At 70.4% G+C, this 25,833-nt stretch carries 22 protein-coding genes; 10 read left to right on the top strand and 12 right to left on the bottom strand.

Features of this window, described 5'->3' with window-relative positions; genetic code table 11:
- Window positions 1-128: 128 nt before the first annotated feature.
- Window positions 129-824: a leucine efflux protein LeuE gene (gene leuE, locus ACZ7MX_RS28365; RefSeq protein ID WP_472136057.1), complete on the bottom strand. Its 696-nt coding sequence runs from the start codon at window positions 822-824 to the stop codon at window positions 129-131.
- Between the two features lie 114 nt (window positions 825-938).
- On the opposite strand from leuE, the gene ACZ7MX_RS28360 reads away from it, so the two are divergent.
- Window positions 939-1,697, top strand: a complete 759-nt coding sequence (locus tag ACZ7MX_RS28360; RefSeq protein WP_472136056.1) for a MerR family transcriptional regulator — start codon at window positions 939-941, stop codon at window positions 1,695-1,697.
- A gap of 77 nt (window positions 1,698-1,774) precedes the next feature.
- On the opposite strand, the gene ACZ7MX_RS28355 is transcribed toward ACZ7MX_RS28360, so the two are convergent.
- Complete coding sequence (locus ACZ7MX_RS28355) at window positions 1,775-2,143, bottom strand: YbjQ family protein (RefSeq protein WP_362137178.1); 369 nt, start codon at window positions 2,141-2,143, stop codon at window positions 1,775-1,777.
- Window positions 2,144-2,376: 233 nt separating this feature from the next.
- Between ACZ7MX_RS28355 and ACZ7MX_RS28350 the strand changes: the two genes are divergently transcribed.
- Together ACZ7MX_RS28350 and ACZ7MX_RS28345 are read left to right on the top strand one after the other, a co-directional pair.
- Window positions 2,377-3,087: a DedA family protein gene (locus ACZ7MX_RS28350; RefSeq protein WP_472136055.1), complete on the top strand. Its 711-nt coding sequence runs from the start codon at window positions 2,377-2,379 to the stop codon at window positions 3,085-3,087.
- Between the two features lie 368 nt (window positions 3,088-3,455).
- Window positions 3,456-5,255, top strand: coding sequence for a threonine/serine exporter family protein (locus ACZ7MX_RS28345; protein WP_472136054.1), 1,800 nt, complete (start codon window positions 3,456-3,458; stop codon window positions 5,253-5,255).
- 82 nt (window positions 5,256-5,337) lie between these two features.
- Here the strand turns inward: ACZ7MX_RS28345 and ACZ7MX_RS28340 are convergent, their stop codons facing one another.
- The 9 genes from ACZ7MX_RS28340 to ACZ7MX_RS28300 all read right to left on the bottom strand — a co-directional run bounded on the left by ACZ7MX_RS28340 (window position 5,338) and on the right by ACZ7MX_RS28300 (window position 14,165).
- Complete coding sequence (locus ACZ7MX_RS28340; protein ID WP_472136053.1) at window positions 5,338-6,192, bottom strand: hypothetical protein; 855 nt, start codon at window positions 6,190-6,192, stop codon at window positions 5,338-5,340.
- 140 nt (window positions 6,193-6,332) lie between these two features.
- A complete protein-coding gene (locus tag ACZ7MX_RS28335; RefSeq protein ID WP_107052797.1) occupies window positions 6,333-6,530 on the bottom strand; it encodes a linaridin family RiPP in 198 nt (65 codons plus the stop codon).
- A gap of 129 nt (window positions 6,531-6,659) precedes the next feature.
- Window positions 6,660-7,262 (bottom strand): hypothetical protein, encoded by a 603-nt coding sequence (locus ACZ7MX_RS28330; protein WP_472136052.1) that lies wholly within the window; start codon window positions 7,260-7,262, stop codon window positions 6,660-6,662.
- Window positions 7,259-8,242, bottom strand: coding sequence for an alpha/beta fold hydrolase (locus tag ACZ7MX_RS28325; protein ID WP_472136051.1), 984 nt, complete (start codon window positions 8,240-8,242; stop codon window positions 7,259-7,261). The genes ACZ7MX_RS28330 and ACZ7MX_RS28325 overlap by 4 nt, the downstream gene beginning before the upstream one ends.
- Window positions 8,243-8,348: 106 nt before the next feature.
- Entirely contained in the window at window positions 8,349-8,696 is a 348-nt protein-coding gene (locus tag ACZ7MX_RS28320; protein ID WP_078866336.1) for a transposase, read from the bottom strand.
- A 40-nt stretch (window positions 8,697-8,736) separates the two neighbouring features.
- Window positions 8,737-9,498 carry a class I SAM-dependent methyltransferase gene (locus tag ACZ7MX_RS28315; protein ID WP_472136050.1) on the bottom strand — a complete coding sequence of 254 codons (762 nt, stop codon included), beginning with the start codon at window positions 9,496-9,498 and terminating at the stop codon, window positions 8,737-8,739.
- A 310-nt stretch (window positions 9,499-9,808) separates the two neighbouring features.
- Entirely contained in the window at window positions 9,809-11,293 is a 1,485-nt protein-coding gene (locus tag ACZ7MX_RS28310; RefSeq protein ID WP_472136291.1) for a phytoene desaturase family protein, read from the bottom strand.
- Window positions 11,290-13,257, bottom strand: coding sequence for an ABC transporter ATP-binding protein (locus ACZ7MX_RS28305; RefSeq protein WP_472136049.1), 1,968 nt, complete (start codon window positions 13,255-13,257; stop codon window positions 11,290-11,292). Before ACZ7MX_RS28305 ends, ACZ7MX_RS28310 begins: the two co-directional genes overlap by 4 nt.
- 416 nt (window positions 13,258-13,673) lie before the next feature.
- Window positions 13,674-14,165 carry an inorganic diphosphatase gene (locus tag ACZ7MX_RS28300; protein ID WP_030414975.1) on the bottom strand — a complete coding sequence of 164 codons (492 nt, stop codon included), beginning with the start codon at window positions 14,163-14,165 and terminating at the stop codon, window positions 13,674-13,676.
- 86 nt (window positions 14,166-14,251) lie between these two features.
- Between ACZ7MX_RS28300 and dacB the strand changes: the two genes are divergently transcribed.
- The 6 genes from dacB (at window position 14,252) to folE (ending at window position 22,595) form a co-directional block, all read left to right on the top strand.
- Complete coding sequence (dacB, locus tag ACZ7MX_RS28295) at window positions 14,252-15,841, top strand: D-alanyl-D-alanine carboxypeptidase/D-alanyl-D-alanine endopeptidase (RefSeq protein WP_472136048.1); 1,590 nt, start codon at window positions 14,252-14,254, stop codon at window positions 15,839-15,841.
- 752 nt (window positions 15,842-16,593) lie between these two features.
- Entirely contained in the window at window positions 16,594-17,739 is a 1,146-nt protein-coding gene (locus ACZ7MX_RS28290) for a zinc-dependent metalloprotease (RefSeq protein WP_030801631.1), read from the top strand.
- A gap of 191 nt (window positions 17,740-17,930) precedes the next feature.
- Window positions 17,931-18,938, top strand: a complete 1,008-nt coding sequence (tilS, locus tag ACZ7MX_RS28285) for a tRNA lysidine(34) synthetase TilS (protein WP_472136047.1) — start codon at window positions 17,931-17,933, stop codon at window positions 18,936-18,938.
- Window positions 18,939-19,024: 86 nt separating this feature from the next.
- Window positions 19,025-19,564, top strand: a complete 540-nt coding sequence (hpt, locus tag ACZ7MX_RS28280; protein WP_030414979.1) for a hypoxanthine phosphoribosyltransferase — start codon at window positions 19,025-19,027, stop codon at window positions 19,562-19,564.
- A gap of 280 nt (window positions 19,565-19,844) precedes the next feature.
- Complete coding sequence (gene ftsH / locus ACZ7MX_RS28275; protein WP_472136046.1) at window positions 19,845-21,857, top strand: ATP-dependent zinc metalloprotease FtsH; 2,013 nt, start codon at window positions 19,845-19,847, stop codon at window positions 21,855-21,857.
- A 132-nt stretch (window positions 21,858-21,989) separates the two neighbouring features.
- Window positions 21,990-22,595 (top strand): GTP cyclohydrolase I FolE, encoded by a 606-nt coding sequence (folE, locus tag ACZ7MX_RS28270; RefSeq protein ID WP_472136045.1) that lies wholly within the window; start codon window positions 21,990-21,992, stop codon window positions 22,593-22,595.
- 94 nt (window positions 22,596-22,689) lie between these two features.
- On the opposite strand, the gene ACZ7MX_RS28265 is transcribed toward folE, so the two are convergent.
- The gene (locus ACZ7MX_RS28265; protein ID WP_472136044.1) at window positions 22,690-23,805 is read right to left on the bottom strand and encodes an alpha/beta hydrolase; all 1,116 of its coding nucleotides are present in this window, start codon (window positions 23,803-23,805) and stop codon (window positions 22,690-22,692) included.
- A 140-nt stretch (window positions 23,806-23,945) separates the two neighbouring features.
- Between ACZ7MX_RS28265 and ACZ7MX_RS28260 the strand changes: the two genes are divergently transcribed.
- A complete protein-coding gene (locus tag ACZ7MX_RS28260; protein WP_472136043.1) occupies window positions 23,946-25,787 on the top strand; it encodes a phosphatidylglycerol lysyltransferase domain-containing protein in 1,842 nt (613 codons plus the stop codon).
- Window positions 25,788-25,833: the final 46 nt, after the last annotated feature.

Below are 25,833 nucleotides of genomic sequence, written 5' to 3'. Positions count from 1 at the left end.
TGCCGGGGCTCGCGGGGAGTTACGCGCTGCCGTTGGTCGCGCTCGGGAACTGCAGCACCGGGACGGCCCGCAGGCTCACGGATGTCACAAGGCGGCGGCAGCGCGTCAGCCGCAAAAGGCGAAGGGCTTCAGCTTGCGCTGGCCAGGGAGAGCTTCGCGGCGAAGCCGAGGAAGGCCGCGCCGGCGCCCGCGGACAGGCCCGCGGTCAGGCGCCGGCGGCGGCGGAAGGTGGCCGCCAGGTACGTACCGCTGAAGATCAGGATCGACAGGTACGTGAAGCTGAACAACTGGGCCCAGGCGCCCAGGGTCAGGAACGACAGCACCGGGTGGGCGTAGGACGGGTCCACGAACTGCACGAAGAAGGAGATGAAGAAGAGGATCGCCTTGGGGTTCAGGAGGCTGACGATCAGGGCGCGGCGGTAGGGGCGTTCGGCGGCCTCCTTGCGGGACACGGCAGGTGTCGCAGCAGCCTCGGCCGGCTCCACCGTCTCCGCGTCGCGCGTCGCCTTCCGCTCCTCGCGGCCGCGCCACAGTGCCCAGGCGCCGCGCAGCATCCCGACCGCGAGCCAGGTGAGGTAGCCCGCGCCGGCGAACTTGACGATGCCGAAGAGGACCGGGCTGGCCTGCAGCAGGGAGGCCACGCCGCCCGCGGACAGCGTCATCAGCACCGTGTCGCCGCACAGCACTCCGGCGGCCGCCCGGTACGCCACCCGGGGGCCGCGCCGGGCCGCCACCGAGACGACGTACAGCGAATTGGGCCCCGGCAGCAGAATGATCAGCGCGAGCCCGGCCAAATAGGTCGACAGATCCGTTATCCCCAGCATGGGCGGAAGGATCTCACCCCCGATTCCGTCGCCCCACCGCTTTTCAGGATCCGGACTTGCACCTCACGCGGCGTGAGGACACATCGTTGCGTGCGTACGGAGAAGGGAGCGGGAGTGAGTTATTCGGTAGGGCAGGTCGCGGCCTTCGCCGGGGTGACGGTGCGTACCTTGCACCATTACGACGAGATCGGGCTGCTGCACCCCGGGGAACGCAATCGCGCAGGTCACCGCCGTTACGGCGACGACGACCTGGACCGGCTGCAGCAGATCCTGTTCTACCGCGAGCTCGGTTTCCCGCTCGACGAGGTCGCGGCCCTCCTGGACGATCCGGGCGCCGATCCGCAGGAGCACCTGCGGCGCCAGCACGACCTGCTGACCGCGCGGATCGGCAAGCTCCAGGACATGGCCGCGGCCGTCGAACACGCCATGGAGGCACGCAGGATGGACGTACGGCTCACACCGGAGGAGAAGTTCGAGGTCTTCGGGAATGTCGACCCCGATGCGTATGCCGCGGAGGCCGAGGAGCGCTGGGGCGGGACGGACGCCTACGAGGAGTCGCGGCGCAGGACGGCGGCGTACACGAAGGAGGACTGGAAGCGGCTGACGGCGGAATTCGACGCCCTCCACCGCAGGATGGCCGATCTGCTCGCCGAGGGCGTGCCGGCGGATTCCGGGGCGGCGATGGACGTCGCGGAGGAGCACCGGCAGTTCATCGGCCGCAGCTACTACGCGTGCTCCTACGAGGCGCACACCGGGCTCGGCGAGATGTACGTCGCCGATGAGCGGTTCACCGCCACCTACGAGGCGATCCGGCCCGGGCTCGCCGTGTACATGCGGGACGCGATGCTGGCCAACGCGGTCCGCCACCTGTGACCGTACGGGCCGGGGCAGCGCAGTTGTCCGCCGGGCGCCCCGGCCCGTACGGACGGCGCGGGGTTTTCGTGGCTCGGTCAGCCCAGGGGGGCGATGACCACGGCCGTCCCGTAGGCGCACACCTCGGTGCCCACGTCCGCCGCCTCCGTGACGTCGAAGCGGAACATCAGCACCGCGTTCGCGCCGCGCGAGCGGGCCTGTTCGATCAGCCGCTCCATCGCCTGGTTGCGGGTCTCCACGAGGGTCTTGGTCAGCCCCCGCAGTTCGCCGCCGACCAGCGACTTCAGGCCGGCGCCGATCTGGCTGCCGAGGTGCCGGGAGCGCACGGTGAGGCCGAAGACCTCGCCGACGACCCGTTCCACGTGAAACCCGGGGACGTCGTTCGTCGTCACCACCAGGACGTCGGACTGTGCGTGCTGTCCGCCGCCGTAATCCTCGATGCCCATGGGTGCGCACCTCCTCAGTGGCCAGGATCACCCGGGTCCGGGGGCACGGCCAGCGGTGGGGGAGCGGTCGGGTGGAGCCCGCGGCGGAGGCCGGGGCGGGCGCCTGGAACCGAGGGGGGCCGCGGGGCGTTGATAGCTTTGGGCCGACACCCGGCGCCCGGGCCCGTCCACCGCTCGTACCCCGCTCGTCGCACCGCACGATCCGGCGCCCTCGACCCAGGAGCCTTCACCCCGTGAATACTCTCGCGCTCGGCCCCCAGTGGCTGGACCCGGACTATCTGATCGCGACGTTCGGCCTGATCGGCGTCCTGGTCATCGTCTTCGCGGAGTCCGGCCTGCTGATCGGCTTCTTCCTGCCGGGCGACGCGCTGCTGTTCACCACCGGCCTGCTGGTCACCACGAACAAGATCACCCAGCCGCTGTGGGCGGTGTGCGTGCTGATCGTGCTCGCGGCGGTCCTCGGCGACCAGGCCGGATTCCTCTTCGGCCGCAAGGTGGGGCCGTCGCTCTTCAAGCGGCCCGATTCCAAGCTCTTCAAGCAGGAGAACGTGGCGAAGGGCCATGAATTCTTCGAGAAGTACGGCCCGAAGTCGCTGATCCTGGCCCGCTTCGTGCCGATCGTCCGGACGTTCACGCCGATCATCGCGGGCGTGAGCCGGATGAACTACCGCCCCTTCCTCACCTTCAACCTCATCGGCGGCGCGCTGTGGGGTGCGGGCGTGACGGTGATGGGCGCGATGCTGGGCAACATCGAGTTCGTCCACAAGAACGTCGAGATGATCCTGATCGCGATCGTGCTGATCTCGGTCGTGCCGATCGTGATCGAGTTCCTGCGCGCCCGCGGCAAGGCGAAGAAGGAAGCACCGGCCGCCCCGGTCGGCCCCCGCCCGCACGGTGCGTCGCCCGCCGAACCGGCCCGCCGCGGCCGCCACGCCAAGCGCTGACCCGACCCCGCACCACACCGCTTACGCCAGCCCCCACCGGCCTTCCCCTCTCCCCACAACGGGAGGGGACGGGCCGGAGGGGGCTTGTTCGTGGGCTTCGCTTCCCAGGGCTCCATGAACGAGCGAAGGCGGAGCGCAGCGGAGCGTAAAGCGAAGCAGTCCACGAACAAGCCCCCGGAGGCCCGTCACCGCACCCACCACAAACCCGGCCCGCCGCAGGCGCAACGGCGAGAACCCCCACGGCGGGACAGCCAGCTACGTGGGAGGCGCCGCAAAGCGCAGCGACGGGCATGCAAGCATCGTGGGTAGGCGGCACCGTGCAGCGATGCGGCACAGCGCAGCGATACGGCACAGGAGGAGCGAACACCGTGGCGTCGGACCCACAACGCGGCCAGCGCAACACCGACAGCGACAACAACGGCACGAAGGCCAGCGGCAGCAAGCCCGGCGGCAGCGGCACGGGCAGTGGCACGGGCAGCGGCATGGGCCCCATCGAGGACCGCAAGCCGGCCTCCGACGAGGCACACAGCGCCTTCACGCCGCCGCTCGGCGTGCCGTACCCGCCGCTGCCCGAGGACGAGCACCCCACCTCCGAGTTCGCGCTGCCCGCGGGCCTGCGCCCGGAGCCGCCCGCCGAGCAGGAGGGCTCCGCGTTCACACCGCCGGCCGGCACCACCACGGGCCAGACCCCGGTGCCCACCCCGGTGGGCGCGACCGCCATGGGCCTGGCCTTCACCCCGCCGCACGGCATCCCCACGGTCCGCCTCACCAAGGAGGCGCCGTGGCAGGACCGGATGCGCACGATGCTGCGGATGCCGGTCGGGGAGCGGCCGGTCCCCGAGCGCCGGGAGCGCGGGGACGAGGAGACCGGCCCGGCCATTCCCCGCGTCCTCGACCTGACCCTGCGCATCGGCGAGATCCTGCTCGCCGGCGGTGAGGGCGCCGAGGACGTCGAGGCGGCGATGTTCGGTGTGGCGCACGCCTACGGGCTGGAGCGGGTCGAGCCGACCGTCACCTTCACCCTGCTGTCGATCTCGTACCAGCCGTCGCTGGTCGACGACCCGGTGACGGCCAGCCGGACGGTGCGGCGGCGCGGGGTGGACTACAACCGGCTGTCCGCGGTGTTCCGGCTGGTCGACGAGATCACCTCCGAGGGGATCACCCTGGAGGAGGCGTACCGCGGGCTGGCCGAGATCCGCCGTAACCGGCACCCGTACCCGAGCTGGGCGCTGACGGTGGCCTCCGGGCTGCTGTCCGGTGCGGCGTCGATGCTGGTCGGCGGCGGGTCGCTGGTGTTCCTCGCGGCGGCGGTGGGTTCGATGCTCGGTGACCGGCTGGCGTGGCTGGCGTCCGGGCGGGGGCTGCCGGAGTTCTACCAGTTCGTGGTGGCCGCGATGCCGCCGGCCGCGGTGGGTCTGGCCTTCGGGCTGGCGCACTCCAACGTGCAGGCGTCCGCGGTGATCACCGGTGGGCTGTTCGCGCTGATCCCGGGGCGGGCGTTGGTCGCCGGGGTGCACGACGGGCTGACCGGCTACTACATCACCGCCGCGGCCCGGCTGCTGGAGGTCGGCTATCTGATCGTCGGCATCGTGGTCGGCGTGCTGAGCGTGCTGTACATCGGGTTGCAGATGAATCCGGGCCTGAAGCGGCTCAATCCGGAGCAGGCGCTGGGCTCGTACACCCCCGCGCCGCTGGTGCAGACCTTCGCGGCGATGCTGCTGGCGCTGGCGTTCTGCGTCCTGCTCCAGCAGGAACGTCACACCGTGGCGTTCGCGACGCTGAACGGCGGGGTGGCGTGGGTGGTGTACGGCGCGCTCGCCGACGTGGCGGGGATCAACCCGGTGCCGGCCACCGCGATCGCGGCCGGTCTGGTGGGTCTGTTCGGGCAGTTGCTGTCGCGGTACCGGTACGCGTCCGCGCTGCCGTACGTGACCGCCGCGATCGGCCCGCTGCTGCCCGGTAGTGCCACGTACTTCGGGCTGCTCAACTTCGCCCAGGGGCATCTGCCGCAGGGGCTGACGTCGCTGGTGCAGGCGGCCTCGCTGGCGCTGGCCATCGCGGTGGGGGTCAACCTCGGTTCCGAGGTCGCCCGGCTGTTCCTGCGGGCGCCCGGGTTGCTGGAGGCGGGCGCCGGCCGCCGCGCGGCGAAGCGGACCCGCGGGTTCTAGGGCCTGTCCGATGGGTCATGGCCGGGCCCGCCGAGGGAAGAGACCCCTCGGGGGGAGACACCCCCTGGGGGTGTCTCCCCGGTCAGGCCGCGCTCGCGGCCGGCAGTGCGCGCTGCGCGCCGTCGGCGAGCGCGGGCTTGTCACCCTGCGCCAAGACGTAGAGCAGCGCCGGGTGCGTGGCGCCGAAGGCCAGCACGAAGCGGTTGAGTCCCATGAACTGTCCGATGCCCAGGTGGAAGAGGGTCATCGAGCCGAGCCAGGCCTTGGCGGCGGGCTTCGGCAGCACGAAGACCAGGGGGAAGCCGACCTCCGCGGCGACCGTTCCCCAGGTGATGAGCTTGCCCAGCATCGGGTACTTGTGCACGAGCTGGAAGATGCGCGGGTCGCCGTAGTTGTGCGTACGGATGACTCCGCTGAACGCCTCGCCGCTGAGCCACACCGGGGACACGAGCTTGACCACGCCGGACGCGACGTAGGAGATGGTCGTCTCCAGCGCCATGGCGCGCATGGCCACGTCGCGGGCCTTCTCGCCGTCCTTGAAGGTGCCGGTCGAGGCGAGGACGACGTTGATCACCTGCTGGAGCTGGTCGGCACCGTCGCCACCGAAGGGGGTGTGCAGTCGTCCGGCCGCGCCCGTCACGGCGAGGACGGCGCTGCCCGCCGTGCGGACCCCGCGCTTGTGGCCCCAGATCAGCGTGGCGGCAGAAGCACCCGCCTGCACTCCGTAGAGAGCGACCGCCGCCTTCTTGGAGCTGAGGGCGCGGGTCAGTCGGGGAAATCGCTTGGCGAACTTGGGGCGCATGTTCGCCAGTTGGCCGCTCAGCAATTCACCGTCTTCGAACTTACGCGTCTGGCTCAGCATTTCCAGTGCGGAGACCAGCGTACCCAGCGAAGCCACTCGGCGTGCCGTGACCTCGGGCGGAGCGTCGAGGAACATGGATGGGTGCTCCTGATGATGTGATGCGAGTACGGTGGAATGGGAAGCGGCGGCACGGTATGCGTATCGGGCGTACCGTGCCGCCGCGTCTTTGATCAACCGGGGCTAACGGTGCCGGTCAGCACCGTCTGCCGGTCGGCTCAGCCGTGCTGGACGTTGTGCGTGACCTGGTTGAGCGCGATGGCGGTGGCGCAGGTGACCGCGATGCCGGCGGAGACGGCCTCGGGGGTCGCGACGGTGGCCAGCGGGGTCATCATGGTCGGCGCCGCGTCGGAGCCGATACGGCCCGGCTGCACGTCCACCAGGTTGGTGTTGGCGAATTCAGCCACAACAGACATTACTGTCCTCTTTCTCTCAGAATTCTCAGAGCGAGTTCTCCAGCCGTTCGGCGGGAGGACGCGAACTCACGCGGTGCAGGGGCTTCCGAGTGAGCTCGCAGCTTCCGGCCGAGGGGGTTGATCGGCTCGCTAAGCCGCTACGGGAAACGCGGCCGCTTCAGGGGTGGCGTCGCCGGGGGCGGCGTGGTCGTCCAGAGGGAATTGCAGGGAGACGAAGACCGGCTCGATCTCCCGGTCCCCGGGGGCCTTGAGGAACGACTGCATCAGCATGAACTGGCTGTGCGAGGCGCCCTCGGCATGGGGCAGATGGCGCTGGATGTAGCGGGAGAGCAGGCGGTAGCCGGACCCCAGCGTGACGAGGTGCAGCTCCGGTCCGAAGGCCACCGAGCGGCCGATGGTGTCCTGGCTCGCGTCGAAGAGGGCCTTCGGGGAGCGGTTCCGGGCGTTCCAGGCCAGGGCGTACCACGGGCGGTCGTGGGTGATGGGCACTTCCTCCCATTCCCCGGGCACGCCGTCGACGATGTCCCGGTAGAGCAGGTGGTTGTCCTTGACGCCGGGGTTGGGCCCGAAGAAGCGCCAGTTCGGAACCGGTATCTGCCACCTCCCGCGCCGCAGGAGGTTGTCGAAGCGGTTCTCGGGCAGTTGTCCCGCCGCCGTCGCCACCAGCCAGGCGGCGAGCGACGCGGTGACGGCGACGGTTTTCACGCGTTCGGTGTTCACGTTCACGATCACGCCAGCTCCTGTTCCCGTTCCGCGGCACGCCTGCCGGCCGGGCGGTCTGTGACGGACTTCTCCCGCTCCGGGCCGGTCCCGGAGGGCGGTTCGCCGGCGATCACCTCCGCCACCTGTTCGGCGTGGGCCGGCACGGCGAGCACGGACTCGTGGTCCGAGCCGTCGATGAAGTGATGCCGGGACCGCTTCGAGATGGCGGCGAGCCTGGCCTGGACCGCATGGTGGGTGGCGTTGTCCCCGACGTTGTTCTCCGCCGTGACGACGGTCAACGGGCAGTCCAGATCGGTCAGTTCGGGGAACGTCATGGCGTCCAGGTACTCCTGGCGGGCGGTGGCCCAGGCACCCGGGTGCGTCATGAACGCCGTGTAGCTCCGGTTGATCTGCGGGCGGTACTGCTTGTTCACGTTCTTCGCCGGGCGGAAGGCCGAGAGGCCGGCCCAGGCGTAGACCTGCTCCATCACCAGGGACTGGCGGGCCCACCGGTCGACGTTGGTACGGCGGGAGTGGCGCAGGCTGATCACTTCGGTGGCGTCGATCATGACCACGTGGGTCACGCCCTGCACCGCGTTCGGATGCCGCGACGCGTAGGCCGCGACGAAGTACCCGCCCAGGGAGTGGCCGGCCAGGACGACCGGGAGGTCGGCGATGTAGGTGTCGCGCAATTCCTGCAGCAGCTCGAAGTGCCGGTGCAGACCGTATTGCGTGACCGGCGTGCTGAGCCCGTAGCCGGGACGGTTGAACCGCACATATCCCATGTCGTCGGGAAGTGCGCCACACACCCAGTCCCAGTATTCGTGGGGTGCGCCCAGGCCGTTGTCGAGCAGAACGACGCGCCGCGCCTGCGGAGGAATATGGACGGCGACCTCGACGAGGCTGCCGTCCGGCCTCTCGTGCAGCAGGTAGCGGCGCGCCCGTTCGCGCCTACCGGTGAATCGCGTTACTGCGCCGGTCAGCAGGCTCACACCGGCGAGACCGGCCATGCCGACAGCGAATTGGCGCTCAAGAGACGCCACATTCCCCTCCCCCGTGATTCGAAGTGGCTGTTGCTGAAAAACCTAACACGCGATTCCCGGATAAAATAACGAGTTAATTGACTCTTTGTGCCGGGTGAGTCCTTCCGCGGGGCAGCGGAACACGGATGCCCGCGCCCCGGCTGTGCTTGCGGAGTTCCATGTACAGCTCGCCTATCGTGGCCTTCAGGTTGGCGATCTCCTGGGTGAGTTCGGCCGTCCGGGAGGCATTTTCAGAAGTCTTGCCACTCTCGCCGGCGAGGCCATTACGGGCCCCCTCAATAAACTGCCGGCGCCAGTTCGAGACGGACTGCTCGGAGACCCCGGCCTCGCGAGCTGCTTCTGCTGCGGTCAGTTCACCGGTCACCACTCTCAGTACGAGAGCGAATTTCTTGTCGGCCGGCAATATCGGAGGACGTCCCACGTGCGACCCTCTTTCGTCATCCGTTTTCTCGGTGCTGCCCTCAGGGCTTGACGTAACAGCAGATGAACATCGGGGCGCGTTCGCTGTAGGGGCTGCCGTCCCAATGCGCCAGGTGGGATTCGGGCGTGAGGCCGGCCGCGCGGGCGTAGCCGTCGATGTCCTCCGGCGTGGTCAGCCGGGTGAGTTCGGAACCGACCCGGGTGGTGCCGTCGGCCTGGTAGAGGATGTGGGAGCAGTGCCACAGACCGCCGTCGAGCAGGGTGGAGTGGGTCTGCACGCCGCTGCCGGGCTCCGGGTGGGGCATGAAGTAGGTGGTGCGGCTGAGGCCTTCGTGCAGGGCCACGACCGGCGGTTTGTTGTGCGTCTCGATGACGAGCCGGCCGCCGGGGGCGAGGAGGTCGGCCGCGCGTCGGACGGCCTGCTGCTGGTCCTCGGGAGTGGTGAGCACCGAAAGCGTCGCGCAGACGCAATACACCAGGGAGTAACGGGATTCCGAGGTGTAGGTGCGGATGTCGCTGTGTATCGGGGTGACGTCGCCGGCGCCGTCCGCCAGCTTGACGCGGAGCGCGTCCAGCATCTCCGGCGAGGAGTCCACGCCCGTTACGTGGCCGATCTTTTCGGAGAGCGGGAGGGCAATCCGTCCCGTTCCGACGCCGAACTCGAGGGTTCCCCCCTCGGGATCGGGATGGAGGGCCGCCAGCCCCTCGACTGCGGCGGCGGTAATCGCGTCGTCCGGAAGCAGTCGGTCGTACCAGCCGGCGAACTGGCGCCCGTAGCCTATGTCCTGGACTCCATTTTCCACCCGTTTTTCCCCTCTCTTCTGCCCCCACTGTCGATGCCCGGGGAACGTCAAGAAGACGAAGAGCGAGGCAAGGCGCGATACGTCACCAACGGGTGGCCGTACGGGAGAACCGCGGCCGGCTGCATGGTTGGTCAGACCAGCAGCTGTGGTCGATCCCGCGATGACGTCTCAACGAAGTGTGGGGGGAGTAACTTTACAACGAACGATATCAGCCACGTCTGCGGGCCCGCAATCGAGTTTCTGGCTCAATCCCCATGCCTCCAGGGCCGGTTGAGATTGGTTGACGCCGAAACAGATGAGTGTTCCTGCACTAGTGGGCAGGGCTGAATTGACGCGGTGTCGGCGAGAGTGACACATCGGCTGCGGTGCGTATACCGAAACAATGCCGGAGCGCCGAGAGCGCCGCGAAATAGCCGGACATGCCGTGCACGCCGGGCCCCGGCGGGGTGGCCGAGGAGCACAGGAAGACGCCGGGCAGCGGCGTGCGGTAGGGATCGAGGCGCGGGACGGGCCGGGCGATGCTCTGGTACAGCGTCATCGCGCCGGTGCCGATGTCCCCGCCCACGTAATTGGGGTTGTAGGTCTCGTACGACGCGGCGGGCACGGAGCGGTGCGCGAGGACGGTGTCCCCGAAACCCGGGGCGTAGCGCTCGATGCGGGCCCGCACCAGCTCGAACGGGTCGGTGGGATCGCCGTTCGGCACATGCGCGTACGCCCACACCGGGCGCTTCCCGGGCAGCGCGCGTCCCGGATCGGTCGCCGCCGGGTCCACGACGAGGACGAACGGCTCCCGGGTCCGGATGCGACGGGCGGTCGCCGTCTCCTGCCGGACGATCTCGGCGCGGGTGCCGCCCAGATGCACCGAGCCGGCCCGGCCGACCGCGGGATCGGCCCAGGGGATCGGCTCGGAGACCAGGAAGTCGACCTTGGCGGCGCCCGGCCCGTACCGGAAGCGCGCCAGGGCGCGTGCGTAGGAGCGGGGCAGCCGGTCGCCGGCCAGCGCCAGGAGGTTCTTGGGGCTGGTGTCGAGCAACACGGCCCGCGCACCGTCGAGTTGGGCGAGATCCGTCACCTCGTGCCCGGTGTGGAAGACGCCGCCGTGCGCGGTGATGTCCGCGGCCAGCACCTCGGCGATGCGGGCGCTGCCGCCGCGGGGCAGCGGCCAGCCCGAACCGTGCGCGAGGTGGCCCAGCAGCACGGCCACCGCGCCGCCCGACGGGCTCGGCAGCCTGCCGACTGCGTGGGCGGCGACCCCGGTGAGCAGGGCGGCCGCCTCCTCACCGCGGAAGTACCGCGCGCCGAGCGCGGTGCCGTGCACCGCCACCCGGGCCGCCAGCAGCAGGGCCGCCGCGGGGTCCCGCGGCAGCCGGCGCTGCCCGTTCATGATCAGGCTGACGATGCCGTCGCTGTGCTCCAGCAGGGGCGCCATCAGCCGCCGCCAGCGCGGGCCGTCGGCACCCAGGTGCGCGCAGGTCTCGGCCAGCGACCGGTACGCCAGGGCCGCGCGGCCGCCGTCGAGCGGATGGGCGTAGGCGATCTCGGGCTGCAGCAGCTCGACGCCGCGCTCCGCCAGGCCGAACGCCCGGAAGAACGGGGAGGCGGCGGCCATGGGGTGGACGGCGGAGCACAGGTCGTGCAGCACGCCGCTGTCGAAGAGGGGAGCGGTGCGCAGCCCGCCGCCGATGGTGTCGGCCCGTTCGTACAGCGCCACCCGCAGGCCGGCGCGGGCCAGGACCACCCCGGCCGCGAGTCCGTTGGGCCCGGTGCCCACGATCGCCACGTCGGTGCGGTTCACCACTGCTCGTCGCTCCTGATCGGACGGAGCCGGATGGTCTGCTCGTTGAGGGTGGCCGGCGGCAGCCCGCCGAAGGCCAGGGAGAGGGAGAGCGTGGTCTCCGTGTCGCGGGGGGCCGTGTGGTCCGGGTAGCGGGCCGGGGCCTGGGCAGGGGCAGGGACGCGGCCGCCGGAGTCGGCGTGCAGCTGGGAGCCGGCCAGCCGCCGGTAGAGCGGATCGCGGGTCATCAGGTCCTGGTGCCGGCCGGTGGCCCGGACCCGGCCGTCCTCCAGCACCACGATCTGCTCGGCGTCGATCACCGTGGAGATCCGGTGGGCGATGGCGATGACCGCGCAGTGCCGGGAGACCCGCTGCAGGACGTCGCGGAAGTCCCGCTCGGAGTCGGAGTCGAGGTGGGAGGTGGCCTCGTCCAGCAGCATGACCGCCGGCTTCTGCAGCAATGTGCGGGCGATGCACAGGCGTTGGCGCTGGCCGCCGGACAATCCGCTGCCCTGGTCGCCGAGTTCGGTGTCCAGGCCCTGCGGGAGATTGGCCACCACCTTGCCGAGCCCGGCCATCTCCACCGCCTGCCGGATGTCGTCCTCGCCGGCGTCGGGGCTGGCGTAGGTCAGGTTCTCCCGGACGGTGCCGCGCATCGCCGCGCTGTCCTGCTGGACGTAACCGACCAGCCCGCGCAGGGAGTCGAGGGGCAGGGCCTCGATGTTCCGGCCGCCGACCAGGATGGCGCCGCCACTGGCCGGATAGAAGCGCTCGATCAGCTGGAACAGGGTGGTCTTGCCCGCGCCGGACGGCCCGACGACGGCGGTCAGCCCGCGCGCCGGGACATGGAACGAGACGCCGTGCAGGACGGGGGACCGCTCGCCCTGGTCCCCGCGCTCGTAGCCGAAGCGGACATCGCGGAACTCCACCGCCGACCGGCCGTGGGCCGACAGCACCATCGGCGCGGCGCGCCCGGCGTCCGCCGTCCGGCCGCCCTCCTGGGGCATGTCGGCCAGCTCGTCGACCTTCTGGATGGCGGCCCGGCCCTGGACGAACTGGCCGACCGCCATGAAGAACATCACCAGCGGGGACACCAGCTGGAACAGATACATGATGAACGTGGTCAGGGCGGCCATGGTCATCTCGCCGCGGGCCACCCAGGCCATGCCGACCCCGACGACGACGGCCAGCGCGCCCTGGGTGCCGACGTTCATGGCCGGCGTCAGCAGGGCGCCGTAGGCGGCGCCCCGGATGCCGGAGCGTCGGGCGTTCCCGGCCAGCGCGCCGATGCGGTCGGTCTCACGGGACTCGGCGCGGGACGCCTTGACGGTGGGCAGGGCGGAGAGCACGCGCTGGACGGCGGTGCCGAACGCGCCGATGTCGTCGCGGTTCTCCAGCGCCACCTTGCGCAGCTTCCGGGCGAGGAGGAGGGAGACGACGCTGGCGGCGCCGAGACAGCCCAGGGTGATGACCATCAGCCCGACGTCGATGCAGAACATCAGCACCACGCCGCCCAGCACCGTGACGCCACTGGTGATCAGCTGGGTCAGGCTCTGCGAAAGGGCGATCTTCACCAGTGAGGTATCGGTGACCGTGCGGGTGAAGATATCTCCCTGCGGCCGTTTCCCGAATGCGGTGAGATCGGCGCGCAGCAGACGTTCGGTCAGGAGCCGGCGGACGTCGAAGACGATGTTCTCCCCGGCCCGGCCGATGACGTAGGCCTGGAGAGAGGTGAGAAGCGCGCCGGCGCAGAAAAGCGAGACGAGCCAGGTGATGGGGACGCCCAGCGATTCGCCGCGGCCCGCCGCCTCGATCAGCCGGCCGATGGCCACCGGCTGGGTGAGCGAGGCGGCCACCCCTGCCAGGCCCAGTGCCACGCCCGTGACCAGCAGCGCGGTGTGCTGTCTGAAGACCGTGGCGACCAGTCCGCCGCCGCGTGGTCTGCTCCTGCTCCTCTGGCTTGCGCGGCCCATGCGATCTGCCATGAGTGCTCCCCCCGCTTTGACGACGGTCACGCTGTGCGTGACCCGGAGAACCGCCTTGCCTATTGGGGTGCTCTCGTCAAGGTGGCGAAGCTAGCATCGCCGCGCGCTGTCAAGTTATGGGTTAATTGGCCGCCGGGAGCGCGGTGCGCGGAATATGCGGGGCCTATGCGCGGCCGCCGTAAGTTAATTTATCTGCCGCTTATTTGGCGATGATCACGGAGCAGCCGGGCGCCGCACGCAGACTTTACTCAATGCTTCCCGCTTTTTACCGGAGAACGGGAATTTCTCCGCGCGTCGCCACGCACACCGGCCGGCACAAACCTCCGGCACAAACGGACGAAGGGCGGCACCCGGATGGATGCCGCCCGTTCGCGTACGAAAATCACCGGGCGCCGACCGGCGCCCGGGTGCGGGGATCAGTGCCCGCCGTGCGCCTCGGCGCGCTTGTACGAGGCCTCGATCTCGGCCTCGGCGTCCGCGCGGCCGACCCAGTTGGCGCCCTCGACGGACTTGCCCGGCTCCAGGTCCTTGTAGACCTCGAAGAAGTGCTGGATCTCCAGGCGGTCGAACTCCGACACGTGGTGGATGTCACGCAGGTGCTCCACGCGCGGGTCGGACGCCGGCACGCACAGCAGCTTGTCGTCGCCGCCGGCCTCGTCCGTCATCCGGAACATGCCGATGGCACGGCACTTGATGAGGCAGCCGGGGAAGGTCGGCTCATCCAGGATGACCAGGGCGTCCAGCGGGTCGCCGTCCTCGCCCAGGGTGTTCTCGACAAAGCCGTAGTCCGCCGGGTAGCTGGTCGAGGTGAAGAGTCGACGGTCCAGGCGGATCCGACCGGTCTCGTGGTCCACCTCGTACTTGTTCCGCGAACCCTTCGGGATCTCGATGGTGACGTCGAACTCCACGGGTGGCTCCTCCATGATCAACACATACGTCTGGTGATTAAGTGTCCCCCACGCAGGTGTGTGGTGGCGAAAGGGGCTGGTCCGAAGTGCCTGAGACCAGGAAATGGCAGGTCAGATGGCAGTCGGCGCAGCGTTCGGCGCAGCGCACCGCGCGGCGGGCGGCCGACGCGGCCGGGCGCTCGGCCCGGGCGGCGGCCGGCACCGTACGGCAGGCCTGGCAGGACACCCCGCGGCACACCCGGCAGACCTGGCGGCTGACGGTGGTCTCGGCAGCCACCGGCCTGACGGTCGCGCTCGTCGCGGTGGCGGCGGCCGGCCCGTGGGACTCCGGTCAGCGTACGGCCGAGCGCGCCGAGGCGGCGGTGGTCGACGGATCCAGTGGCGAGCATCACGCCGCGGAGCCCGACCGTCCGGCGCCCAGCGCCGCGCCCGTGCTGCCCGCGCTCGGCGTCCGCCCCGCCGCGGGCGCCGGCCGGGGCGCGGCACCGGTACCGACCGGCGCCGGGCTCGCCGACGCCCTCGCACCGCTGCTCAAGGACCCGGCGCTGGGCCCGCTGCGCACCGCCTCCGTGGTGGACGTCGCGGCCGGCCGCGAGGTCTTCGGGTCCGGCCAGGGCAAGGCCGCCATCCCGGCCTCCACGGTCAAGCTCGCCACCGCCGTCGCCGCACTGTCCGCCCGCGGCCCGGAGCACCGCATCGACACCTCCGTCGTCACGGCCGGCAAGGACCGCATCGTCCTGGTCGGCGGCGGCGACCCCACGCTCACCGTCCGCGCCCCGCAGCCCACCACCGCCGAGCAGCCCGCGAACCTCCGCACCCTCGCCGACGCCACCGCCCGCGCGCTCAAGCAGCGGCACCTCACGACGGTCCACCTCGGCTACGACGCCTCCGCCTACTCGGGGCCGGTCGAGCACCCCATCGGCCCCAACGAGAACCTCGCCCCGGTCACGGCGCTGATGACCGACGAGGCCCGCCTCGACGACAGCGACCACGGCCCGGCGCCCCGCGACGCCGACCCCGCAGGCTCCACCGCCCGCACCTTCGCCGAGCTCCTCCACGAACGCGGCATCACCGTCGACGGCACCCCGAACGGCACCAAGGCCCCCGCCCACGCCCGGCGGCTGGCCGCCGTCCACTCCCTCCCCCTCTCCTCCCTCGTGGAGCGGATGCTCACCTACAGCGACAACGACATCGCCGAGGCGCTGGCCCGGCAGGCCGCGCTCGGCTCCGGCCGGCCGGCCAGCTTCGCCGGCGCCGCCGAGGCCGTCCACAACGCCCTCGCCCGCCAGCATCTGCCGCTGGCCGGCGCGGTCTTCAAGGACGGCAGCGGCCTGGACCGCGACGACAAGGTGTCCGCGGCGCTGCTCTCCCGCCTCCTGCTGCAGGCCGCCGCGCCCGACCACCCGGCCCTGCGGTCCGTGGTCACCGGCCTCCCGGTGGCAGCCTTCACCGGCACCCTCAGCAGCCGCTACACGGGCCAGAGCGCGGGCGCCGGCGCGGTCCGCGCCAAAACGGGAACGCTCACCGGCGTCAACACCCTCGCCGGCACGGTCGTCGACGCCGACGGCCGCCTGTTGGTCTTCTCCTTCATGACCACCGGCACGACGGACGCGCCGGGCGCGCAGCGGGCACTGGACAACTTGGCCTCCGCGGTGGCCAATTGCGGGTGTCGCTGACTTCCCACGTACCTGGCTGTCCCGCCGCGGGGGTTGCTCGTCGTTGCGCGCTTTGCGGCGCCCCGCACGTAGCTCGCCGTCCCGCCGCGGGTCGTCTCGCCGTTGCGCCTGCGGCGGGCTGGGTTGTTGTTGGGTGCGGTGACGGGCCTCCGGGGCCTTGTTCGTGGACTGCTGTCGCTTTACGTCCACGAACAAGGCCCCTCCGGCCCGTCCCCTCCCGTTAGGGGAGTGTGCGGGTGAGTGGGGGCGTGCGTTGTGGGGCGTACACCTGACGTCGTCGGTCAGCGGGAATACCGCCCCACGCCTGCCGAGTTGTGGCCCCGCAGGGGGCCCTCGCGACCCTTACGGGATCTGTTCGACCCACCCCTACGGGTCCGCAAGCCCCCTTATGCCCCCAACGCCCACCCCCACCGCCCTCTTCCCCTTCCCTCAACGGGAGGGGACGGGCCGGAGGGGCCGGTGTTTGGGACGTAAAGCGACAGCAGCCCCAAACACCGGCCCCGGAGGTCCGTCACCGCACCCGACACCCACCCAGCCCGCCGCAGGCGCAACGACGAGACGCCCCGCGGCGGGAGAGACGGGTACGTGCGGGGCGCCGCAAAGCGCAACGGCGAGCGAGCCCCGCGGCGCCGCAGCCAGGTACGTGGGAGGCGCCGCAAAGCGCAGCGGAACGGCGCAGCAGACGGCTACGTGGGCGGCACCGCAAAGCGCAACGGCTACCCGGCGCCGTCGCGCCCACGTACCGTGAAGTCATGACGAGCATCGGTGGAACCGAGATGGTCGACTGGAACCTCGCGGTCGCGACCGCGACCCGGTTCGTGCGGCCGGGTCCAGAGGTCAGCCGGGACGAGGCGCGGGCGATCGTCGCCGAGCTGCGCAAGCACGCCAAGGCGTCCGAGGCGCACGTGCGGGCGTTCACGCGGCTGGCGCAGCCGGACGCGCAGGGCGAGGTGCCGCACGACACGCCCGTCCTGGTCGTGGACCGGCCCGGCTGGGTCAAGGCGAATGTCGCCGGCTTCCGGGCCGTGCTCAAACCGCTGCTCGCCAAGATGGAGGACCGCCGCTCGACGGTCCCCGGTGGCGCGGTGCTGGGAGCGGTCGGCGGCAAGGTGACCGGCGTGGAGCTGGGGATGCTGCTGTCGTTCCTGGCGTCGCGGGTGCTCGGCCAGTACGAGACGTTCGCGCCGCCCAGCCGGGACCTGCCGGCCGGTGAGCAGGGCGGCCGGCTGCTGCTGGTCGCGCCGAACATCGTCCACGTGGAGCGCGAGCTCGAAGTGGAACCGCACGACTTCCGGCTGTGGGTGTGCCTGCACGAGGAGACGCACCGCACCCAGTTCACGGCCGTGCCGTGGCTGCGCGACCACATCGAGGGCGAGATCCAGTCGTTCCTCGGGGAGACCGACATCGATCCGGGCACCCTGCTGGAGCGGCTGCGGGAGGCCGCCCAGTCGCTGGCCGGTGCCCGGCCGGAGGGCGAGGAGGAAGAGGACGGCGGCCGCTCGATCGTCGATCTCGTCCAGACGCCGGCCCAGCGCGAGATCCTGGCGCGGCTGACCGCCGTGATGTCGCTCCTGGAGGGGCACGCGGACTACGTGATGGACGGGGTCGGGCCGGACGTGGTGCCGTCGGTCGCCGAGATCCGGGAGAAGTTCCAGAAGCGGCGGGCCAGCGGTGCCGGGCGGCTCGACCAGGCGCTGCGTAAGCTGCTCGGCCTGGACGCCAAGCTGCGGCAGTACCGCGACGGGGAGCGCTTCGTCCGCGCGGTCGTCGACGAGGTCGGGATGGACGGCTTCAACCGGGTCTGGACGTCGCCGAACACCCTCCCCACCAAACAGGAGATCGCCAAACCGGCGGACTGGGTCGCGCGGGTGCACCGGAAGGCGGACGGGGCACCGTAGGCGAACGTTGTGAGCTGGGCACACCGCGTGGCAGTAGAGCGCCCCTTCAATCACCCGTCTGAGGGACCGTTACCGATGGATAGGCGTGCAATGCTCGGGGAACCGCTCGCCTCTGTCACCATCTAGGCACTCTGTGTGACGAAAAGCCCTCACCGGCCCGAGGCACCCCAGCTGAACGATTGGAAACGGACATGGGTCCCCATCCAGCGGTCGCCGCGATACGCCTGGCGGTCCGCCGCGTACTCCACGACGTGCTCACCCACCACAGCGCACAGGACCGGCACGAGCCCCCGCTCGTGCTCGTCGCATGCTCCGGCGGCGCCGATTCGATGGCGCTCGCCTCCGCCCTCGCCTTCGAGGCGCCCAAGCTCGGCGTCCGGGCCGGGGGCGTGACCATCGACCACGGCCTCCAGGAAGGCTCCGATCTGCGCGCCGCCGAGGTCGCGCTGCGGCTGCGGGCCCTGCGCCTCGACCCGGTCGAGGTCGTCGCCGTCACCGTCGGCCGGGAGGGCGGTCCGGAAGCCGCCGCCCGTGACGCCCGGTACGCCGCTCTCGATGCCACCGCCGAGCGCCACGGCGCCACCGCCGTCCTGCTCGGCCACACCCGCGACGACCAGGCCGAGACCGTGCTGCTCGGCCTCGCCCGCGGCTCCGGGACCCGTTCGCTCTCCGGCATGGCCGCCACCAGCGGCAGCGGCGGCCGCTACCGCCGCCCCTTCCTGGACGTCGACCGCCAGACCGCCCGCAAGGCCTGCCTGATCCAGTCGCTGCCCGTCTGGGACGACCCGCACAACTCCGATCCCGCGTACACCCGCTCCCGGCTGCGCCACGAGGGCCTGCCCGCCCTGGAGAAGGCGCTGGGCAAGGGCGTCGTCGAGGCGCTGGCCCGGACCGCCCAGCTCTCCCGCGACGACGCCGACGCCCTGGACGCCTGGGCGGCCGACGCCGAGGGCACGGTCCTCGACGACACCGGCGGCCTCGACGTCGCGGCCCTGTACGCGCTGCCCCCCGCGGTCCGCCGCCGGGTGCTGCGCCGGGCCGTGATCGGCGCCGGTTCCCCCGCCGGTTCCCTCTTCGCCCGCCACATCGAGGAAGTGGACCGGCTGATCACCGCCTGGCGGGGCCAGGGGGCCATCAACCTCCCCGGGCGGGTCGGTGTCCGGCGGCAGGGTGGCAGACTTGTCATCCGGCAGGGCTGAGCCGCACACGCTGCCTTGCATCTGAAGTCTCACGGCTGACGTGAACACCGAACCGAGCGAGAGTGGCACGGGTGGACGACAAGGACATGGGCTCCGACCTTCAGTCGGTACTCATCAGCAAGGAAGAGATCGACGCGAAGCTGGCCGAGCTGGCTGCCAAGATCGACGCGGAGTACGCGGGCAAGGACCTGCTCATCGTCGGTGTCCTCAAGGGCGCGGTGATGGTGATGGCGGATCTGGCGCGCGCGCTGTCCACCCCCGTCACGATGGACTGGATGGCCGTGTCGTCGTACGGCGCGGGCACCCAGTCCTCCGGCGTGGTCCGCATCCTCAAGGACCTCGACACCGACATCAAGGGCAAGCACGTCCTGATCGTCGAGGACATCATCGACTCCGGCCTGACGCTGTCGTGGCTGCTGTCGAACCTCGGCTCGCGCGAGCCGGCCTCGCTGGAGGTCGTCACGCTGCTGCGCAAGCCGGAGGCGGCCAAGGTCGCCATCGACGTGAAGTGGATCGGCTTCGACATCCCCAACGAATTCGTCGTGGGATACGGCCTGGACTACGCCGAGAAGTACCGGAACCTGCCGTTCGTCGGTACCCTCGCGCCCCAGGTCTACGGCGGCTGACGGCGCCCGCGCACCCGTCCGGCCGGGGTGGCCGGACGGGTCCGGCGGAGTTGCCGCGGCCCGTCGGGAACCCTTCGCGGCCGCCCGCCGTTGGAGCAGGGAGAGCCAAATCCCCGGCTGCATGTTCTCTGTCGGCGCAGGCGCCGGGTGACAATGCTGGGGTACCGTCCGAAGGCAGTTGTTTTTCGGGCCAGTAATACACCGTACGCACGACCAGCCCTCCAAGGGCGTTGTGCCTCACTGTGGCAGGAGGGACGGGGCCGCCAACGGCTCCGTATGGATGGACGTGAAGCGATACTTCCGTGGGCCGGTCATGTGGATCGTGCTGGCCGTCCTCGCCGTGGTCGTGTTGATGCAGGTCGTCGGCTCGTCCGGCGGCTACAAGACGGTGGACACCGGTCAGGTCGTCAAGGCGATCGCTGACAACAAGGTGAAGTCCGCCGAGCTCACCACCGGCGACGAGAACAAGATCAAGGTCGAGCTGTCGGGCTCCAACAAGGTCGACGGCTCCAACAAGATCCAGGCGAGCTACATCGGCGACCAGGGCGTCGATCTCGCGAAGAACCTGCAGGCCAAGTACCAGACCGGCGAGATCAAGGACGGGTACACCGTCTCCCCGTCGAAGACGAATCCGTTCGTCAGTCTGCTGATGACGCTGCTTCCCTTCATTCTGATTCCGATCGCCTTCCTGTTCCTGATGAATCAGATGCAGGGCGGCGGCTCCCGGGTGATGAACTTCGGGAAGTCGAAGGCGAAGCTGCTCACCAAGGACACCCCCAAGACGACCTTCGCGGACGTCGCGGGCTCGGACGAGGCCGTCGAGGAGCTCCACGAGATCAAGGAGTTCCTGCAGGAGCCGGCCAAGTTCCAGGCGGTCGGCGCCAAGATCCCCAAGGGCGTGCTGCTGTACGGCCCGCCCGGAACGGGCAAGACGCTGCTCGCGCGCGCCGTCGCCGGCGAGGCGGGCGTCCCGTTCTACTCGATCTCCGGCTCCGACTTCGTCGAGATGTTCGTCGGTGTCGGTGCCTCCCGGGTCCGTGACCTCTTCGAGCAGGCCAAGGCGAACGCCCCGGCGATCGTCTTCGTCGACGAGATCGACGCCGTCGGCCGGCACCGCGGTGCGGGTCTCGGCGGTGGCCACGACGAGCGTGAGCAGACCCTGAACCAGCTCCTCGTCGAGATGGACGGCTTCGACGTCAAGGGCGGTGTGATCCTGATCGCCGCGACGAACCGTCCGGACATCCTCGACCCGGCGCTGCTGCGCCCCGGCCGCTTCGACCGGCAGATCGCCGTCGACCGTCCGGACCTGCAGGGCCGTCTGGAGATCCTCAAGGTCCACCAGAAGGGCAAGCCGGTCGCCCCGGACGTCGACCTCTCGGCCGTCGCCAAGCGCACCCCCGGCTTCACCGGTGCCGATCTGTCGAACGTCCTCAACGAGGCCGCGCTGCTGACGGCCCGGAGCGACGAGAAGCTGATCAACAACCACTTCCTGGACGAGGCGATCGACCGCGTCGTGGCGGGCCCGCAGAAGCGGACCCGGATCATGTCCGAGAAGGAGAAGAAGATCACCGCGTACCACGAGGGCGGACACGCCCTGGTCGCGGCGGCCTCCCCGAACTCCGACCCGGTGCACAAGATCACGATCCTGTCCCGCGGCCGGGCCCTGGGCTACACCATGGTCCTGCCCGACGAGGACAAGTACTCCACCACGCGCAACGAGATGCTCGACCAGCTGGCGTACATGCTGGGCGGGCGCGCGGCGGAGGAGCTGGTCTTCCACGACCCGACCACCGGTGCCGCCAACGACATCGAGAAGGCCACCGCCACGGCCCGCGCGATGGTCACGCAGTACGGCATGACCGAGCGGCTCGGCGCGATCAAGTTCGGCACCGACAACTCCGAGCCCTTCCTGGGCCGTGAGATGGGTCACCAGCGCGACTACTCCGAAGAGGTCGCCGCGCTGGTCGACGAAGAGGTCAAGAAGCTGATCGAGACCGCGCACAACGAGGCGTGGGAGATCCTGGTCGAGAACCGCGACATCCTCGACAACCTCGTGCTGACGCTCCTCGAGAAGGAGACCCTCGGCAAGGAGGAGATCGCGGAGCTGTTCAAGCACGTGGTCAAGCGCCCGGCCCGCCCGGCGTGGACCGGTTCCTCGCGGCGTACGCCGTCGACCCGCCCGCCGGTGCTCTCGCCCAAGGAGCTGGCCCCGGCCAACGGCGCCGTGACGGCGGCCACCGTCTCCACGGAGAAGAAGGTGGAGAGCTCGGAGGAGCCGCACACGGAGAGCTGACCAGGGGCTCCACAGGCCCTGGAATACATGCCGCGCCCCCCAGGTTTAGCCTGGGGGGCGCGGCATTTCCGCGAGGGACACCGCGTTCGAGGGACATCGCGTTCGAGCGGGCGCAGAAGGAACGAGGCACATATGACGGACCCTGTGACGCTGGACGTCGACGGCACGATCGGTACGTTCGACGAGAAGCGGGCCGAGAATGCCGTCCGCGAGCTGCTGATCGCGGTGGGCGAGGACCCGGACCGCGAGGGTCTGCTGGAGACGCCGGCTCGGGTGGCACGGGCGTACAAGGAGATCTTCGCCGGGCTGTGGCAGAAGCCGGAGGACGTGCTGACGACCACGTTCGACCTGGGCCACGACGAGATGGTGCTGGTCAAGGACATCGAGGTGATGTCGAGCTGTGAGCACCACCTCGTCCCGTTCGTCGGTGTGGCGCACGTCGGCTACATCCCGTCCGCCGACGGCAAGATCACCGGCCTGTCGAAGCTGGCCCGTCTGGTGGACGTGTTCGCCCGGCGCCCGCAGGTGCAGGAGCGGCTGACCACGCAGATCGCGGACTCGCTGATGGAGATCCTGGAGCCGCGCGGCGTGATCGTCGTCATCGAGTGCGAGCACATGTGCATGACAATGCGCGGGGTGCGGAAGCCGGGCGCGAAGACGACGACCTCGGCCGTCCGCGGTCAGCTGCGCGATGCGGCGACCCGGGCCGAGGCGATGAGCCTGATATTGGCGCGCTGACGCCGGCGGGAAGGCGACGGGGCGGGAAGGCGACGGGGCGGCACACCGGCCGTCCCGCCGCACGGAGGACCCTCCGAAGGGCCGGCGCCGGGCGTCACGCCTTGAGGTGGTTGCCCAGCCATTCGAGGGCCGCGGGGATCTCGCGGCGCCAGGTGTTGAAGTTGTGGCCGCCGCTGTCGAGGATGATCGACGAGACGCGGGTGGGCGACTTCGTCTGCTCGATGAAGCGGAGCGTCTGCTTGTAGTTGCCCTCGCCCTGCTTGCTGCTGGTGACCAGGAGGTTCACCGCCGGTGCGGGCAGGTGCCGCTGACGCCACAGCAGGTTGTTCTCGCGCTCCAGCCGCAGGTCGCCGCCGAAGAGGTCGCCGGTGGTGGCGTCCAGCGGGGCCTTGTAGGCGCCGGAGAGGGCCACCGCGGTGGAGTACGCCTCGGGGTGGCGCATGGTCATCTTCAGCGCGCAGTAGCCGCCGGTGGAGTCGCCGATGACGCCCCAGCTCTTCGCCTCACGCCCTATTCGGTAGTGCTCGGTGATGTCCGCGCGCAGGTCCGTGGTGAAGAAGCTCTCGGTCTGCGGGCCGCCCGGTATGTCCACGCACTCGGTGTCCCGCGGCGGCGCGACGGTCGGCCGCATCATCACCAGGACCGTCGGCCGCATCCGGTGCTCCTTGAGCAGGCCGTGCTGGGTCTGCGGGAAATGCAGCTTTTTGTAGAGGGCCTCGGCGGTGCCCGGGTAGCCGGTGAGCACCAGCGCCGCCGGGAATTTCTTCTTCGCGTATTTCTTCTGGAAGTACTGCGGCGGCAGATAGACGAACGCCGGGCTGGCGATCTTGGAATGCTCGCCGCGGATGAGCACCTTGTCGATTCGGCCGGCCGACGACGGCCGGGAGCCGTTCTGGACGCTGATGCGTTCGGTGCCCAGCATCTGCAGCTTGGTGCCGTTCGGGCCGGTCTGGTAATTCGTCACCACACCCGGTTCCTGCTCCTGGCCGAAGAGGTCGGCCCAGGAGGCGTAGAAGCCGAAGGAGTTGTTGGCGAACAGGCCGACCGCGGCGAAGAGGGAGAGCTGGGTCGCCAGCAAAAGCCCGACCCGGCCGAGGACGGTGCGCCAGTTCCCCTTGGACAGGCGCGGCCAGAGCCAAATGGTGAGGATGAACAGTGCCACCGCGACGAGGACGGCAAGAAGCAGCACTTTCTTGCTGGTGAGACCCATGTGGTGCTTTCTTCCGGGCGGCCGGGTCATCCGTACCGCTGATGGAACCCCGAGCCCTGAAACGCCGTCATACAGGGCGCAAAAGTCCAGATGCTGCGACTAGGCTCGCACGTCTTCTCGACCGGGGCGACGGGAAAGTGATGTCTGACAGGCTAGATGGCGAAAAGTCGGAGAAGGTTGCGTGGCGAACGCCACGCTGGCTCCGCGGCCCACGGCCCGAAGCGGTGCCCGGGCTCATCGGCACCGCCGGCGCGGCCGTCGGCCTGTTGAACCTGGTCGCCGGAGTGTTCCCGCGCTTCCGGCACAGCCGGGTGCACGCCCTGGCCGAAGTGCTGCCGGGCGCGGTCAGTCCGCTGGCGGCCGCCGCCTCCATCGTCGTCGGCATCCTGCTGCTCCTCCTGGCGCACGGACTCAAACGGCGTAAGCGGCGGGCCTGGGGAGCGGCGGTGGCGCTGCTCCCGGTGGGGATCGCCGCTCAGCTCGTGTACCGCCACTCCGTCTTCGGCGCGGTGCTCTCGACCGCGCTGCTGGGCTTCCTGGTGTGGCACCGGAAGGAGTTCGCGGCCCTGCCCGATCCGCGCAGCCGCTGGAAGGCGCTGGCCAACTTCGTGGTCCTGGGCGGCGCGAGCTTCGCCATCGGCATGGTGATCGTCAGCTCCCACCCGGGCAAGATCGTCGGGTCGCCGTCCTTCCTGCAGCGCGCCGAGCATGTGCTGTTCGGCCTCTTCGGCTTCGAGGGCCCGATCGGCTACACCCACCAGGTGGACTACACCGTCGGCTACTCCCTCGGCGCGCTGGGCCTGCTGACCGTCGCCACCACCGCCTACCTCGCCCTCCGCCCCGAGCACCCGGCGGCCCGGCTGACCGACGAGGACGAGCGGCAGCTGCGCGAGCTGCTGGCCCGGCACGGCGGCCGGGACTCGCTCGGCTACTTCGCGCTGCGCCGCGACAAGGGCGCGGTCTTCTCCGCGTCCGGCAAGGCCGCGGTCTGCTACCGGGTGATCTCCGGCGTGATGCTCGCCAGCGGTGACCCGATAGGCGACGTGGAGGCGTGGCCGGGCGCCATCGAGCGCTTCATGGAGGAGGCGCGGGCGCACTCGTGGACGCCGGCGGTGCACGGTTGCAGCGAGACCGGCGGCCAGGTCTGGACCCGTGAGACCGGCATGGACGCGCTGGAGCTGGGCGACGAGGCGATCGTCGACGTCGCCGACTTCACGCTGTCCGGCCGTGCGATGCGCAACGTGCGCCAGATGGTCAAGCGCATCGAGCGCAACGGGTACACCACCAAGGTGCGCCGGGTGCGTGACCTGGAGCCGGAGGAGCTGGAGCACGTACAGAGGGCCGCCGACGCCTGGCGCGACACCGACGAGGAGCGTGGCTTCTCCATGGCGCTGGGCCGCATCGACGCGGTCAAGGACGGCGACGCGGTGATCGCGACCGCGCATCTGACCCCCGGGGAGGGCGAGGAGCTCGGCCCGTTCGGCGACCTGAAGGCGTTGCAGTACTTCGTGCCCTGGGGCCCGGACGGCATCTCGCTGGAGCGGATGCGGCGCGACCGCAGCGCCGACCCCGGCATGAACGAGCTGCTGATCGTCGCCGCCCTGCAGGCCGCGCCGGACCTGAAGATCAAGCAGCTCTCGCTGAACTTCGCGGTCTTCCGCTCCTACCTGGAGCGCGGCGAGAAGCTGGGCGCGGGGCCGGTGATGCGCATCACCCGCGGGACGCTGCTCTTCCTGTCCCGCTGGTACCAGATCGAGTCGCTGTACAAGTTCAACGACAAATTCCGCCCGCGCTGGGAGCCGCGCTTCGTGGTCTTCCGCACCACCCGGGACATCCCGCGCATCGGCCTGGCCACCATGCAGGCCGAGGGCTATCTGGAGCTGCCGCGCGTACTGCGCCGCAGGAAGGCCGCGGAGCCGCGGCCGTGCGCACATACGGTGGAGCCGGTCCGGGCCGCGGACGCGGTCGAGCAGGCGGCCTGACGGACACCTGCACGGCGGCGCGGCCGGGGCCGGCCCGGGACACCCG

It is taken from the genome of Streptomyces sp. NPDC107765 (assembly GCF_055657085.1).
The sequence above is the reverse complement of the archived record's forward strand: the minus strand, read 5'-3'. Positions and strand labels throughout refer to the sequence as shown.